This is a genomic window from Massilia sp. TWR1-2-2 (assembly GCF_049897565.1).
Lineage (GTDB): Bacteria > Pseudomonadota > Gammaproteobacteria > Burkholderiales > Burkholderiaceae_D > JAFCUW01.
In genome coordinates this window covers 221,404-235,396 of the sequence record NZ_JAFCWM010000004.1, presented here as the reverse complement: position 1 = coordinate 235,396, position 13,993 = coordinate 221,404, and the positions used below count along the sequence as shown (strand labels likewise).

At 66.3% G+C, this 13,993-nt stretch carries 13 protein-coding genes; 7 read left to right on the top strand and 6 right to left on the bottom strand.

What is annotated here, in order from left to right; all coding sequences use genetic code 11:
* Positions 1 to 161: 161 nt before the first annotated feature.
* Positions 162 to 1,151, top strand: coding sequence for a diguanylate cyclase domain-containing protein (locus ACP7DD_RS06040; protein WP_426173796.1), 990 nt, complete (start codon positions 162 to 164; stop codon positions 1,149 to 1,151).
* Between the two features lie 140 nt (positions 1,152 to 1,291).
* Here the strand turns inward: ACP7DD_RS06040 and ACP7DD_RS06035 are convergent, their stop codons facing one another.
* A complete protein-coding gene (locus ACP7DD_RS06035) occupies positions 1,292 to 1,717 on the bottom strand; it encodes a hypothetical protein (RefSeq protein ID WP_426173795.1) in 426 nt (141 codons plus the stop codon).
* Between the two features lie 298 nt (positions 1,718 to 2,015).
* On the opposite strand from ACP7DD_RS06035, the gene ACP7DD_RS06030 reads away from it, so the two are divergent.
* Positions 2,016 to 3,665, top strand: a complete 1,650-nt coding sequence (locus ACP7DD_RS06030; protein ID WP_426173794.1) for a response regulator — start codon at positions 2,016 to 2,018, stop codon at positions 3,663 to 3,665.
* 36 nt (positions 3,666 to 3,701) lie between these two features.
* Here the strand turns inward: ACP7DD_RS06030 and ACP7DD_RS06025 are convergent, their stop codons facing one another.
* Positions 3,702 to 4,157, bottom strand: coding sequence for a hemerythrin domain-containing protein (locus ACP7DD_RS06025; RefSeq protein ID WP_426173793.1), 456 nt, complete (start codon positions 4,155 to 4,157; stop codon positions 3,702 to 3,704).
* Positions 4,158 to 4,330: 173 nt separating this feature from the next.
* On the opposite strand from ACP7DD_RS06025, the gene ACP7DD_RS06020 reads away from it, so the two are divergent.
* Positions 4,331 to 5,038, top strand: a complete 708-nt coding sequence (locus ACP7DD_RS06020; protein ID WP_426173792.1) for a sensor histidine kinase — start codon at positions 4,331 to 4,333, stop codon at positions 5,036 to 5,038.
* On the opposite strand, the gene ACP7DD_RS06015 is transcribed toward ACP7DD_RS06020, so the two are convergent.
* The 4 genes from ACP7DD_RS06015 to ACP7DD_RS06000 form a co-directional block, all read right to left on the bottom strand.
* Positions 5,035 to 6,333, bottom strand: coding sequence for an NAD(P)/FAD-dependent oxidoreductase (locus ACP7DD_RS06015; RefSeq protein WP_426173791.1), 1,299 nt, complete (start codon positions 6,331 to 6,333; stop codon positions 5,035 to 5,037). The genes ACP7DD_RS06020 and ACP7DD_RS06015 overlap by 4 nt on opposite strands.
* Positions 6,334 to 6,427: 94 nt before the next feature.
* Positions 6,428 to 6,925 carry a hypothetical protein gene (locus ACP7DD_RS06010; protein ID WP_426173790.1) on the bottom strand — a complete coding sequence of 166 codons (498 nt, stop codon included), beginning with the start codon at positions 6,923 to 6,925 and terminating at the stop codon, positions 6,428 to 6,430.
* Between the two features lie 99 nt (positions 6,926 to 7,024).
* Positions 7,025 to 7,792 carry a LytR/AlgR family response regulator transcription factor gene (locus tag ACP7DD_RS06005; RefSeq protein ID WP_426173789.1) on the bottom strand — a complete coding sequence of 256 codons (768 nt, stop codon included), beginning with the start codon at positions 7,790 to 7,792 and terminating at the stop codon, positions 7,025 to 7,027.
* Complete coding sequence (locus ACP7DD_RS06000; RefSeq protein WP_426173788.1) at positions 7,785 to 9,086, bottom strand: sensor histidine kinase; 1,302 nt, start codon at positions 9,084 to 9,086, stop codon at positions 7,785 to 7,787. The genes ACP7DD_RS06005 and ACP7DD_RS06000 overlap by 8 nt, the downstream gene beginning before the upstream one ends.
* A gap of 320 nt (positions 9,087 to 9,406) precedes the next feature.
* Here ACP7DD_RS06000 and ACP7DD_RS05995 point away from each other — a divergent pair, with 320 nt between their 5' ends.
* From ACP7DD_RS05995 to ACP7DD_RS05980, 4 genes are read left to right on the top strand one after another with little or no spacing between them, the layout of a single operon-like run.
* Positions 9,407 to 9,934 (top strand): DUF4402 domain-containing protein, encoded by a 528-nt coding sequence (locus tag ACP7DD_RS05995; RefSeq protein WP_426173787.1) that lies wholly within the window; start codon positions 9,407 to 9,409, stop codon positions 9,932 to 9,934.
* Positions 9,935 to 9,954: 20 nt separating this feature from the next.
* Positions 9,955 to 10,455, top strand: coding sequence for a DUF4402 domain-containing protein (locus tag ACP7DD_RS05990; protein WP_426173786.1), 501 nt, complete (start codon positions 9,955 to 9,957; stop codon positions 10,453 to 10,455).
* A gap of 19 nt (positions 10,456 to 10,474) precedes the next feature.
* Complete coding sequence (locus ACP7DD_RS05985; protein ID WP_426173785.1) at positions 10,475 to 11,308, top strand: fimbrial biogenesis chaperone; 834 nt, start codon at positions 10,475 to 10,477, stop codon at positions 11,306 to 11,308.
* Positions 11,250 to 13,964 (top strand): MSCRAMM family protein, encoded by a 2,715-nt coding sequence (locus ACP7DD_RS05980; RefSeq protein ID WP_426173784.1) that lies wholly within the window; start codon positions 11,250 to 11,252, stop codon positions 13,962 to 13,964. The genes ACP7DD_RS05985 and ACP7DD_RS05980 overlap by 59 nt, the downstream gene beginning before the upstream one ends.
* The last annotated feature ends 29 nt before the right edge of the window (positions 13,965 to 13,993 follow it).

The following is a 13,993-nucleotide window of genomic DNA, read 5'->3' as shown; positions in this document are numbered from 1 at the left end:
ACAAGAAACAATCAGAAGTTTGTTACACTATCGCCAGAAAAAGCGGGAGTAATGCCGGATTTTGTAGGCATTAGCAGACAGAACGTCCGCTGCAGCTGTACAGGCCGCCCGGGCCCCGCCCCTGACCCGGGTTTAGATTTTGCGCTTTGACCGAGACCAGCATGCCGAGCCGAGAAGACATTTTAAACGCGAAGATTTTGGTTGTAGACGATTCGCCCGACAATATCGAGTTGATGGAAGAGATATTGCGCGAAGAAGGCTACACCAGTGTCAGCTCGACGATGCTGCCTGAGCAGGTGTGTCCGCTGCACCGCCAGCACAACTACGACCTGATCCTGCTCGACCTGCAGATGCCTGGCCTGAACGGCTTCCAGGTCATGAAGGGCCTGAAAGAAATCGAGCAAGGCGGCTACCTGCCGGTGCTTGCCCTGACCGCCCAGCCGAGTTTCAAGATTGCCGCGCTGGAAGCGGGCGCGCGCGACTTCATCAGCAAGCCTTTCGACCTGCTCGAAGTGCACAAGCGCATCCACAACATGCTGGAAGTACGGCTGCTGTACCGCGAGCTGGCGCAATACAGCCGCGCGCAGCAAGAATTGGCATTGCACGACCCGCTGACCGGGCTGCCGAACCGGCGCCTGCTGGAAGACCGCATCGAGACGACGTTGCAGCATGCCAGCCGCAATCATCACAAGGCGGCCATCATGTACCTGGACCTGGATGGTTTCAAGACGATCAACGACACGTACGGGCACGCCTATGGCGACGAAGTGTTGAAAACGGTCGCGCAGCGCCTGCTGGCCTGTTCGCGCAAGGAAGACACCGTCGCCCGTCTCGGCGGCGACGAATTCATGGTGGTGCTCGGCGAAGTCGGCGGCCTGGCCGATGCGCACGGACCGGCCGCCAAGCTGGTCGAGGCGTTGTCCGAGCCCATCTTCGTCAACGACTTGAAGCTGCAGCTGTCGACCAGTATCGGCATCAGCATCTATCCGGACGATGCAGAGACGGTCGACGCGTTGATCAGCATTGCCGACTACGCGCTGTACGAAGCCAAGCGCGGCGGCAAGAACCGCTTCTGCGCGACGTCGGCGCCGCCGGCGGCGAAGTCGCAATTGCCCGCCGTCAAGCCGGTGCTGGTGAGGCCGCGCGGCTGATGCCGCCTGTGATGCAAAAAAAAAGCCAGCAGACGCTGGTTTTTTTCTTGCCCGCGGCGACGATCGTCGTGAGCGTAACCTGCAGCCACACCGGGGTCTGACCGTATCGGGTCGGACCCCGGACGCAACAGCCGGGGCTATCAGGCTTTAGCGCCCTTGCCGGCCTTGCCGTCCTGCAAGTGGCTGTTCGCCTCGATGTTGGTCGCCGCCTGGTGATCCATCGCGGCATTGACTTTTTCCGGCGCCACCTCAATGCGGGTGATGCCGGCGTCGACCGAAATCGGGTCGCTGGCCGGGAACGTCATCTCGACGGCGTCGTCGAGCAGCGTTTCCTTCGCCTTCTGTTCCGCGGTGTCGCCTTCGTATTCGGCCATCGTCTTGATGGCGCACGCCCACTTGACGAATTTCAGCTCAGCGAGCTCGGCGATGGTGTTGACGCCGAACGCCTGGCTCAGGGTGCGCGCGTCAGCCGCGCTGACGCCACGCAAGGCGCTGATCGGCGCTTCGGCCAGTTCACGGAAGCTTTTCGTCTTGAACTGGTCATCTACAATCGATTCGATATTCATAATTGTCCTTTCAGGTTGGGAAGCCGGTTCCCGATTCACACGGTCGAACTGGACACACCTCACTATGTCACAGCACCCGTGCCGGGTATGTGCGCCAGCGAACAATCCAAACAGATAGCCCTCTGCACAGGTTTTGACACCGGAGAAACCGCTTGATATCATGGCTGAGTCCGTGTTTTGCTACCCGGTTCCACGAAGTGCGTGCCGGAAATACCTTTTCTGCTATCCTTTGGTTTGGGCAGCAAATACGCTCAACAGAGACGCTCAAACTACCTGGACCAAGTAGCGCAGGAACGACGTGCCTAAAACAGAAAAACCAAAAATTCTCGTCGTAAACGACGACGCGGCAAGCCTGCTGGCACTGACCAGTCTGCTTGACCTGTGGGCAGAAGAGACCAACTATGAAGTGATGGCGGCCCGCTCGGGACAAGAAGCGCTGCGCCAGGTGTTGCTGCACGATTTCGCCGTCATCATGCTGGACGTAAACATGCCCGGCATGGACGGCTTCGAGGCGGCTGAAGCGATCCACCAGCGCGTGCGCTCGGCCGACATTCCGATCATCTTCGTCACCGCCTTCCTGGCCGACGAGATCGACCGCCTGAAGGCGTACCAGCGCGGCGCCGCCGACTTCCTGTTCACCCCCGTGATTCCGCAGATCCTGCACGCCAAGGTGTCGGTGTTCGTCGCGCTTGCCGTGAAGAACGAAGAACTCAAGCGCCAGACCCAGAAGCTGAGCCAGCGCACCACCGAACTGATTGCCACCAACAAGCGCCTGACGCGCGAAATGGAAGAGCGCCAGGCGGCTGAGCGCAAAAATCATGCGAAGGATGAATTTCTCGCCATGCTCGGCCACGAACTGCGCAACCCGCTGTCGGCCATCAGCAGCGCCGCGTCGCTGATCGGGCTAAGCGGCGCCGGTCCGGAGACGCTTGGCCGCGCCAAAGTCATCATCCAGCGCCAGAGCCAGCACCTGTCGCGCATTGTCGACGACCTGCTCGACCTGTCGCGCGCGATGTCGGGCAAGATTTTGCTGTCGCGCCAGCCGCTCGAAGTGGCGGCGCTGGTCAATGCCTGCCTCGACACCTTCAAGGCCACCGGGCGCACCGGCAGCTACCGGATCAACGTCGACCTGACCACCGGCTGGGTCGACGGCGACCCGACCCGCCTCGAACAGATTGCCACCAACCTGATCGACAACGCACTGAAGTACACGCCGCCGGGCGGCAAGATCGACATCGGGGTCACCCACGACGACGACAGCGACGAAGTGCTGCTGACGGTGCGCGACACGGGCGTCGGCATCGCCGAGGACCTGTTGCCGCATGTGTTCGATGTGTTCGTGCAGGGCAGCATTTCGATCGACCGCTCGCAAGGCGGGCTCGGCATCGGCCTGTCGCTGGTGCGCCGCCTGGTCGAACTGCACGGCGGCAGCGTCACAGCGCAAAGCGCCGGCACCGGCTTAGGCAGCACCTTTACCATCCGGCTGCCGCGCACCCACGCCGGCGTGTCGGACGCGCCACGCACGGCGAACGGCATCGACAGCAGCAAGCCGACCGTGCTGCTCATCGAGGACAATGAAGACGGCCGCGAGATGATGGCGACCATGCTGGGCGTCTACGGCTTTTCGGTGCAGCTGGCCGCCGACGGCCTGCAGGGCGTGCAGATGGCGCACGCCGGCAGGCCGGACGTGGCGTTGGTGGACATCGGATTGCCGGGCATCGACGGCTATGAAGTGGCGCGCCGCCTGCGCCAGGACGCCGTCACCCAGGGCATCAAGCTGATCGCGCTAACCGGCTATGGCCTGGCCGAAGACCAGCGCCGCGTGCTCGATGCAGGTTTCGACATGCACCTGGTCAAACCGGTCGACATCAACAACCTGCTCGACGCAATTAGCAATGCCACCGGGGCGGTGGCATTGAATGACACCCGGGCGGTGGCGGTGAAATAAAGCAGTGGCGGGGGCGTGTGCGCCCGTTGCGTTCGCTTACATCGTTGCAGCCAGCTCGTCCTTGCGCATCGCCATTTCACTGCCCAGCGCTTCGATGTCGAGGCCGGCTTTCTTGGCGATCGGGAACATTTCGCCCTCTTCTTCCTTGACGTGGTGCTCGATCTGTTCGCCGAGCACTTTAACCTTGGCGTCATACAGGTCGTCCTCCGGATCGGCTTCCTGCAACTGGGCGATGAGGTCCTTCGCACCGGCGTGCTCGACCAGTGCTTCATCGAGCAGGTCGGCCGCCTGCTTGCTCTTCTGGCGCAGTGCCGGATAGAAAATCTCTTCCTCGATTGTCGCGTGCAAGGTCAGCGCCATGCAGATCTGGTCGGCGAGCTTCTTCTTCGACGCCTTGGCGCGGTCGCCCAAGCCTTCGTACTGCTCGAACATGGTCGCCACTTCGCGGTGATCGGCTGTCAGCATGGAAATTGCGTCGTTTTGCTTGCTCATGTGGTGCTCCCGAATGGTTTAAATTGAAATTGTGGCGAAATGCCAAGATTCGATCTTGGGCGCAAAACTGGCGAAAGTCCGTTCGGCACTTCACACTGGCGCGAGCGCGGCTGACGATGCGACATCGCCGCGCAAGCTGTTGTATGATCTGGGAAACTTTTACGGGTCTGTTCATGAACGCACCGGCACCGCACTCTACCGACATGCCTGCGCACGGCCCGGCCGACGCCCGCAGTGCCGACCTGTCCGAGCTGCTCGGTCACGTCACCACCAGCTGGGACGATCAGCGCCGCCTGGTGGCGCGCCAGCTGCACGACAGCCTGGGTTCGTCGATGACGGCGCTGACGATGCACCTGGCGCTGCTGACCCAGCAGCTGCCGGCCGACCAGGCGCTGCTCGAGCGCAGCGCGCAGATGAAACAGCTGCTGGCCAATATCATCAACACCAATCGCGAGATGCAGCTGTCACTGTGGAACGACAAGCTCGAGTTCCTCGGCATTCATGCCGCCATCGGCGAACTGGTCGACGCATTTCGCGACCAGCATCGGCTCGTCGCGCGGATCAGCCTGCCTGAGCAGGAGGCGGCCTACCCGCGACTGCAGGCGGTGGCGCTGCTGCGCTGCGTCGACGAGGGCCTGCGCAACATCGCCGCCCACGCCGACGCCTCGGAAGTGGACGTCATCCTCGACGACGACGGCGACCAGGTGATGCTGACGCTGCGCGACAACGGCGTCGGCATCGGCGCCGCCGCGCTGGCGCCGGACCGCCACGGCTTGCGCACGCTGCGCGAACGGGCGCTGTACCTGGGCGGCACCTTCAGCGTCGCGCCGGCGCAGCCGGGCACCACGCTGACCTTGATGCTGCCGCGCGCCAGCGCCTAGTGCAGCTTGACCAGCGGCGTGGTGCGGCGAATCAGGAAGCGCGCCAGCGCCAGCAAGCCAGTACGCACCGTGCCGAGCACGGCGCGGTGGTGCAGCAGGTGCAGGCTCAGGTACATCATGCGCGCAAAGAAGCCGTCGACGAACCAGTTAAAGCCCCGTAACGCCCCCATCAGGCTGCCGACCGACGTCGTGCTGCCCATCGACACGAGCGAACCGTAATCGGTGTAGGCATAGCCGAGCTGCTGCGCCGGCTTGCCGGCAGCTTGGCGCAGGAAGGTGGCGAGCAGGAAGTCCGCTTGCTGGTGCGCCGACTGGGCGCGCGGCGGCACCGGCTTGCCGTTGCGGTCGATGCAGGCGGCGCAGTCGCCCATCGCGTAGATGTGCTCGCTGCCCTTGACGCGCAGGAAGGCGTCGACCTCGAGCTGGCCGCCGCGGTTGGTGGCCAGCCCCAGCGTCGACAGCAGCTCCGGGGCGCGGATGCCGGCGGCCCACACGCACAGGTCGGCCGGATAGACGCGGCCGGCGTTGTCGGTCACCTTGCCGGCCTCGATCGTGCTGACCCGGCAGTCGGTGACGACCTTGATGGCGCGCTGCTCGAGCAGAGTGAGCGCCGCGCCGGCGACCCGTTCGGGCAGCGGCGCCAGGATGCGCGGCGCCCCTTCAAGCAGCGTGATGCGGACGTCGCGCAGCGCGTCGAGGTGCTGGAAGCCGTAGCTGGCGTAGACGCCGCTGGCCTCGCGCAGTTCGGCCGCCAGCTCGACGCCGGTGGCGCCGCCGCCGATGATGACGATGTCGACCGCCGCCGGCTTGCCTTCGCTCATGTCCTGCTCGGCCCCGGCCAGCAGGCGCAGCAGCCGCAGGCGAAAGCGCTCGGCGTCTTCGGTGGCGTTCAGCGAGATCGTGTGCTGCTCGGCGCCGGGCACGCCGAAGTAATTCGAGACGCTGCCGACGGCGATCACCAGCGACGTGAAATCGATGCCGCGTTCGGGCAGCACTTCTTCGCCGGCGGCGGTGCTGACGGCGCCGACCCGCAGGCGGCGCTGGCCGGCGTCGAGCGCCACCAGCGGGCCGTAGGCGAAGGTGAAGCCGTTGTCGTGCGCCAGCATCTGGTACGACAGGCCCTCCTGGTGGATGTCGAGGGTGCCGGCGGCCACTTCGTGCAGCGACGGCTTCCAGATGTGATACAGGCGGCTGTCGACCAGCATCACCTTCGACGGTCCCAGCTTGCGGCCCAGTTTGCAGGCCAGTTCCAGCCCGCCCGCGCCGCCACCCACCACCACGATTTCGCTACGCAATCGATTCTCCCGTAAAAGAAAAATGGCGCGCTCGACTGTTGTCGAACACGCCATAGTCTACTATGCGGCGGCAATCAGCGTGCGCGCCGCTCCATCAGTGCTTGTCGTGGCCCTTGCCGTGCTTGTCGTGCTTGTCCTGCTTGTCGTGCTTGTCGTGGCCTTTGCCGTGATCGCGGTCGTCGTCACGGTCATCGCGGCGGTCGTCGCGGCGCTCATCACGGCGTTCGTCGCGGTAGGCGGCGCGCATGTCAGGGTGGCCATGCTGCTCGCGGTAGCGCGGCGCGTAGGTGTTGTTGTACCAGCTGTCCTGCACGAAGAACACCTGCTGGCCGCACGCGTTGTACTTGCGGCAGTTTTTCGACCAGTGCTTGCGGTGGCCTTCCGGCACGCGCAGGTACACCGGCTGGCCAACGTAGCGCGTCTGGCGCTCGATGATCACCGGCTGGTTGAAGTACACCTGCGGCTGCGAATAACCGCCGGTGTCGATGCGGCCGTAGAAACCGGGCTGGCCGATCGTGATGCTGACGTTGGTCTGGGCCAGCGCGGGTGCGGCGGCGGCGAATATGGTGGCGGCAATGATCAGGCTTTTCATGGGAACCTCTTCTGGTGTATCAGGCACATGCCTGGAGTAAGGCTTAGTTTACCATCTGCAACTTCAAAGTCTGTTCGCCAGGACACCTACTTACATCTATTACATATTACGGAACAAGGCCATGAACGGCTGGCTCACCGCCAGCGTTTCCGGGCGGTTCTTCAGCCGCACCAGGCCGCGTCCCATCTCGTCGCGCGAAATCGACGCGATCGCCTTCAGGTTGACGATGGTGGAACGGTGGATCTGCTTGAACACCGCCGGGTCGAGCACCTCGAGCAGGTCGCGGATCGGTTGGCGCAGCAGCGCCTCGCCTTCGGCCGTCATCACCACCGTGTATTTGGTGTCGGACTGGAAGTAGGCGATGTCGTCGACCATGATCAGGCGCGTGTCGGCGCCGGCGCTGGCGGTCAGCCACACCAGCGGCGGCGCTCGCCCTGCCTGCTGCACGCCGGCGAGCTGGCGCAGCATCGCCGCCAGCGCTTGCGCATCGGGTCCGGCGCCGGCGGCGCGCGCCTTCAGGCGCCGCACGGTGGCGGCCAGGCGCTCGGGCGCCACCGGCTTTTGCAGGTAATCGACGGCGCCGCGCTCGAACGCATCGATCGCATACTGGTCGTAGGCGGTGACGAACACGACCTGGGTGCGCGGGCTGCAGTCGGCCAGCGCGGCCGCCACTTCCAGGCCCGACAGGCCCGGCATGCGAATGTCGAGAAAGGCGACGTCGGGCTGATGCGCGGCGATCGCTTCGAGCGCGGCGGCACCGTCTTCGCACGCCGCCGCCACCTCCAGCTCGGGCCAGGCTGCTGCCAGCAGGTCCACCAGCGCGTCGCGCAGCAGCGTTTCGTCTTCGGCAATGACGCAGTTAGCCATGCAGCACTCCGAGCGCGGTGGTGGCCGTGCCGAGGGTGCCGAGGGTGCCGAGGGTGCCGAGGGTGCTATTGGGCACGGTGATCGTGGCGGCCACGCCGGCCGGGAAGTTGGCGACGATGGTGAAGCCGGCCGCCGCGCCGTACGCCAGGCGCAGGCGTTCCTTGACGTTGCGCAGGCCGATGCCGGTGCCGCCGCCTTCGGCCGAAAAGCCGCGGCCGTCGTCGGCCACCGTCACCGCGATCGAACTGTCGAGGCTGCGCGCCAGGATCCACACGGTGCCGCCGCCCGACTGCGGCTCGAGCCCGTGCTTGATGGCGTTTTCGACCAGCGTTTGCAGCATCATGGTCGGCAACAGCACCGCCCGCAGCGGTTCGGGCACGTCGATCTGCAGGTGCAATCGCGCGCCCATGCGGATCTTCAGGATGTCGAGGTAGGCGCGGGCCCGCTCGAGTTCTTCGCCCACCGTCGACAGCGCGTCTTCGGTGCGCGGCAGCGAATGGCGCAGGTAGGTGATCAGGTTGCCCAGCATTTCATCGGCGCGCGCCGCATCGGTGCGCGTCAACAGCTGGGCGCTGGCCAGCGTGTTGTACAGGAAGTGCGGCTCGACCTGCGCATGCAGCAGGCTCAGCTTGGCCACCGTCAGCTCCTTTTCGGTCGCGCTCTGGCGCGCCGTCGCCTGCTCGCTGCGGCGCCGCTCGGCCACCCGGCGCGCGATCGCCCGGCCCAGCGCCTCGGCGTTTTCCAGGTTGGTGCCGTAGTCGATGAAGAACCAGTCGGTCCAGCCGGCGCGCTCCGGTTCGCAGATCAAGGTCACGCTGCCGGCGTCGCCATTCGGCGTCACCGTCGCCAGCACCTGGTTGCGCAGCGCGTTCATGGCCGCGACCGGCTTCCACGCCACCGTGTCGCCCGGGTAGGGATTGACGCGCTCGATGCGCCCGCGCACCTGCAGGCTGTCGCGCGCCGCTTCGACATCGTGCACGCCGGGCAGTTCGCGGATGGCGGCGTCGACCAGGTCGAACGCTTCGCCCGCCTCGAGCGGGATCTCGACCTGGCGGCGCTGGCGGCGCGACAGGGTCGCCGCATTGACGCCGCCGGCGATCAAACGCACCCGGCGCACATGCGAAAAGGCGCCGGTGAGGATGATGGCCGCGAGGACGAAGCCGCCCATCACGATCAGCGGCTCACCGCCACTGCTGCGGCGAAAGAAAACCTCGTGCACCGTAATGCAGAACACGATGTACACCGCCAGCCAGGCGGCAGTCAGGCGGAAGACAAAAAACAGGCTCGAAATCATGGTGGTTCCTGGGTCAGTGGGCTTGCTGCGAAGAGTAGCAATGGTCACCGTTGGCAACACGCATTATCCGACGGAACCGGCGCGGCGGGCGTTGAAATGGCGGCAAACGCCGACCAAGCAGGCAACGATATGCAGAACTGTTATTTACGCAAACCAACTAAATGATGACAAGCAACAAAACGGCGGGCCCACAACGCTCCCATACTGAGGCCACGAACCAGGTTGAACGGTGGCGACAACGCGGCACAGGCCCCACCGCCTCACCTCATCGCCCCAGTCGGCGCCTTCGCCGACCAACGACATCCATCAAGGAGCCTTCCGTGAAAACAACCATCCGCTTCCCGCGTACCACCCTCAAACTGGCCCTGGTCTCGGCACTCGCGCTTGCCGGCGGCGCCCAGGCGGCGACCACGACGGCCCAGGCTACCGCCAGCGTCGTCGCGCCGATGACCATCACCAAGGCGACCGACCTGGTGTTCGGCAGCTTTTCCGGATCGGCTGCCGGCAGCGTGACGGTCAGCACCAACGGCACCAGGACCTCGTCGGGCGTCGTCGTGTTCGGCAGCGGTACCACCGCGGCGCGCTTCAACGTCAACGGCAGCGGCACCGCTACCTATGGCATTTCGTTTGCGGGCACGTCGACCACGCTCACTTCCGGCGCCGACTCGATGGCGTTCGCCACCGCCAGCGACACCAGCGGCGCCGGCGCCATCAGCGGCAACGCCACCAGCGGCACGCTGGTCGCCGGCGCCGGCTCGATCTACGTCGGCGGCGTGCTGACGGTGGCCGCGTTGCAGCCGGCCGGCAGCTACTCGGGCACCATCAATGCCACGGTCGACTACAACTAGCGGGCGCTGAATCACCCGCCATGGGACGCAGCCTCGGCGGGGCTCGGTTTCCGCCCGCCACCATCGCACTCGTTCTCGCGCTGCTTCCGGCAGCGCGGGAGGCGTGCGCGCAGACCGTCATCGTTCTCGCCAACACCCGCCAGATGGACTTCGGCACCTTCGCCGCCGGCAGCGGCGGCACCATCGTGCTGAACGCCGCAACGGGCGCGCGCAGCAAGACCGGCGCCGTCATCGTGCTGCCGTCGCCGGCCGCCGCCCAGGCCTCGTTCGACGTTTCCAAGAGCAAAAATGGCACAGTCAACAAGACTGTCTCCATTTCTCTGCCTGTCAACAACACCGTTCAGCTCAGTAGTGGCGTCAACACGATGTTCGTCAACAACTTTGTCGCTTCGCCCGCTACCATTTCAACCGTGCCCGACGGCGGTATGCCGCTGGCCGTCGGCGCCACCCTGTTCGTCGGCTCGGGCCAGCCGCCCGGCGCCTACACGGGCACTTTTTCCGTCACCGTCAACTATAACTGACCCCCCGAAGGGAAACACCATGCGTTGTTCGACCGCCCGCCGCCCCATCCACGCCCTGCTCCTGCTCGCTGCCCTGCTGTTCGGACAGGCGGCCCGCGCCGACCTGATGCTGTATCCGACCCGCGTCGTGTTCGAAAAAAACCAGCGTGCCTCCCAGATCGAGCTGATCAACAGCGGCACCGAACCGGCCACCTACCGGCTCAGCATCATCAACCGGCGCATGAGCGAGGCCGGCGAATTCGTGCCGATCGACACGCCGGCGCCGGGCGAATTGCCGGCCGAACCGATGGTGCGCTTTTCGCCGCGCCAGATCACCTTGCAGCCCGGGACGTCGCAAACGGTGCGCGTCATGCTGCGCAAGCCGGCCGAGCTGGCCGACGGCGAATACCGCTCCCACCTGCACTTTGAAAAGCTGCCCCCCGTAAAAACCAACAGTGTCGAAGACCCGTCCGGCGCCGGCGGCATCGGCGTCACCATCACCGCGCTGGTGGGCGCGTCGGTGCCGGTCATCGTGCGCCACGGCGCCACTTCGGCCAGCGTTGCGCTGTCGAACCTTCAGCTGGTCGACACGCCAGCCGCGCCGGCACTGGCGATGCGCTTCGCGCGCAGCGGCAACGCGTCGGTGTACGGCGACCTCGACGTCACTTTCACGCCGCACGGCGGCGCCGCCCAGCAGGTCGGCAAGATCGGCGGCATCGCCGTGTACGCGCCGAACGCCACGCGCCAGGCGACGTTGCCGCTGCAGTTGTCGCCGACACTGACGCTGGCACGCGGCACGCTGGCGGTCACTTACCGTGAGCGCGCCGAAGCAGGCGGCGCCGTGCTGGCGCAAGCGAGCCTCGCGCTGCCCTGACATCGCCGCTGGCGGCGGCACCATGCGGTCGATTCCGATACTGCTGTCGCAGGCCTTGCTTGCCCTGGCGCCGATGCTGATCTGCCCGGTCGACGCGGCCGCGGCGGCGGCGGCGGCCGCGCCGGCCGAGGCCGACACGGTGCTGCTCGAAGTGCGCCTCGGCCGTCACCTGCTGTCCGAGGCGGTCAACGCCTACCAGTACCCGCACGGCGTGTTCCTGCCGCTGGGCGAAATGGCGCGCCTGTTGACGATCGCCATCAAGACCGAGCCCGGCGCCGGCCGCGCCGGCGGCTTCCTGCTCAACGAACAACGCACCTTCAATCTGGACGTGCCGCGCGCCGAGGCAATCGTCGACGGCCGCCGCGACACGCTCGACCGGTCGATGGTCAGGGTGGAGGCCGACGATATCTACGTCGCCAGCACGCTGCTGGCGCGCTGGCTGCCGGTCGACCTCGCGATCGACCTGTCGAGCCTGTCGGTGATGGTCACGCCGCGCGCAACGCTGCCGCTCCAGGCCGGGCTCGACCGGCAGGACCGCGGCAAGCGCGCCGGCGCCGCCGGCGCCTTCGATCCCGTCGACCCCAACTACCCACGCGTGAGTACGCCGTATGCGCTGGGCGGCGTGCCCTTCATTGACCAGACCGTTGCCGTCGACCTGCTGCGCACGCCGGCGCGGCGCCAGGCCGACGCCAGTTACACCGCCTACCTGACGGCCGACCTGCTCGGCGCCCAGGCGGCCCTGTTCGCCAGCCGCAGCTTGCGCGACAGCGCCGGCGCCAGCCTGCGCCTGACGATGGGACGCCACGATCCCGACGCTGGCCTGCTCGGCCCGCTGCATGCGCGCAGCGTGCAGGCCGGCAGCGTCCAGGTGCCCGGCATCGACAATATTTCATACAGCAGCGCCACCGGAAACGGCGCGGCGATCAGCAACCGCCCGCTCGACCAGCCGACCCGCTTCGATCGCCACAGCCTGCAGGGCGACCTGCCGCCCGGCTGGGACGTCGAGCTGTACTACAACAATGCCCTGGTCGGATTCCAGCAATCGCGCGCCGACGGCAAATACAGCTTCGACGACCAGCCGTTGGCGTACGGACCGAACGAGTTTCGCCTGGTGTTCCATGGACCGCTGGGCCAGCTGCGGGTCGAACGGCGCAGCTTCCTGCTGGAAGGCTCGGCGGTGCCGGCCGGCAGCGTGTTCTACGATGTCAGCGCGCACCGCAACGTCGCCGGCCACAACCGTTTCGCCGCCCGCCTGGACTGGGGCGTGGCGCGCTTCCTCAGCGCCAGCGCGGCCCTGACCCAGTCGCCGGTGGGCGACGCCGATCACCGCTACAGCCATCTCGGCCTGCACAGCTACTGGCAGGCGTTCATCCTCAGCGGCGAAATGGCGCGCGACGGCGCCGGCGGCACGCTCGCCCAGCTGACGCTGAAGACCCAGCTCGCTGGCCTGGCGCTCAGTGCGCGCCGCGCCCGGATGGACGGCTTCACCAGCGAAGCCTTCCCCGCCCGGCTCGATCCGGTGCGCACGCGCGACGAGCTGCGCGTCGACGGCGCCGTCGACGCTGCCTGGCTGCTGCCGCTGCCGCTGTCGCTGCAGGTGCGGCGCGACACCTTCGCCTCGCGCCTGCAGGCGACCGAGGTGCTGGCGCGCGTCGGCCTCTACAGCGGCGGCACGGCCCTGAGCAATTCTGTGCGCTGGCAATCGCTGGCCGGCGCGCGTGCCGCCGACGGCATGCTGCAGTTGAGCCGCCGCGTCGCCGGGCTCGGCATCAGCGGCCAGCTGCAATACACGATCGTGCCGCAACATGCGTTGTCGACGCTGGCGCTGACGCTCGACCACAAGCTGTATGACGGCTACCTGGTCAACCTGGGCGCCGTGCGCTCGTTCGACGACGGCCAGTACCGCGTCACCGGTTCGCTCAACAAAAGTCTCGGCAGCTACGGCCTGGGGCTCAGCGCCTTCTATTCCAGCCGCCACGAGGCCGGCGCCGGCATCCAGTTGTTCCTCGCGCTCGGGCGCGAACCGCGGCAGGGGCAATGGATGGCGGACGCACAGCCGATCGCCTACAGCGGCTCGGCGTCGATCCGGGTATTTCTCGACAAGAACCTGAATGGCGTCATGGACGACGGCGACGAGCCGATCAAGGGCGCCGGCTTCACCGTCAACGGCGGCAACCACCTGGCGCGCACCGGCGCCACCGGCATCGCCTACCTGAACCGCCTGCCGCCGAACGCCAACGTCGACCTGGCGGTGGACCCGAGTACGCTGGAAGACCCGCAGTGGGTGGCGCGCACCAAGGGCGTGCGGGTGGTGCCGCGCCCCGGCAAGGTCACCCAGCTCGAATTCGCGATCAACATTACCGGTGAAGTCGACGGCACCGCCTTTTTGCTCGCCGGCGGAGTCAAGCGCGGCATCGGCGAGCTGCAAATCGAGCTGGTCGACACCGATCGCCGGGTGGCGGCGTCGGTGCGCAGCACGTCCGACGGCTATTATGTGCTGCCGTACGTGCTGCCGGGACGCTACCTGCTGCGCATCTCGCCCGAGCAACTGAAGCGCCTCAAGCTGGAGGACACCGGCATGCACCTGCTGACCATGACACACGACGGCGACACCCTCAACGGTCGCGATTTCGTCATCGTTCCCGCCGCCGAATAGCGCCGGCGGTGCGCGCGCCGCGCCCTGGT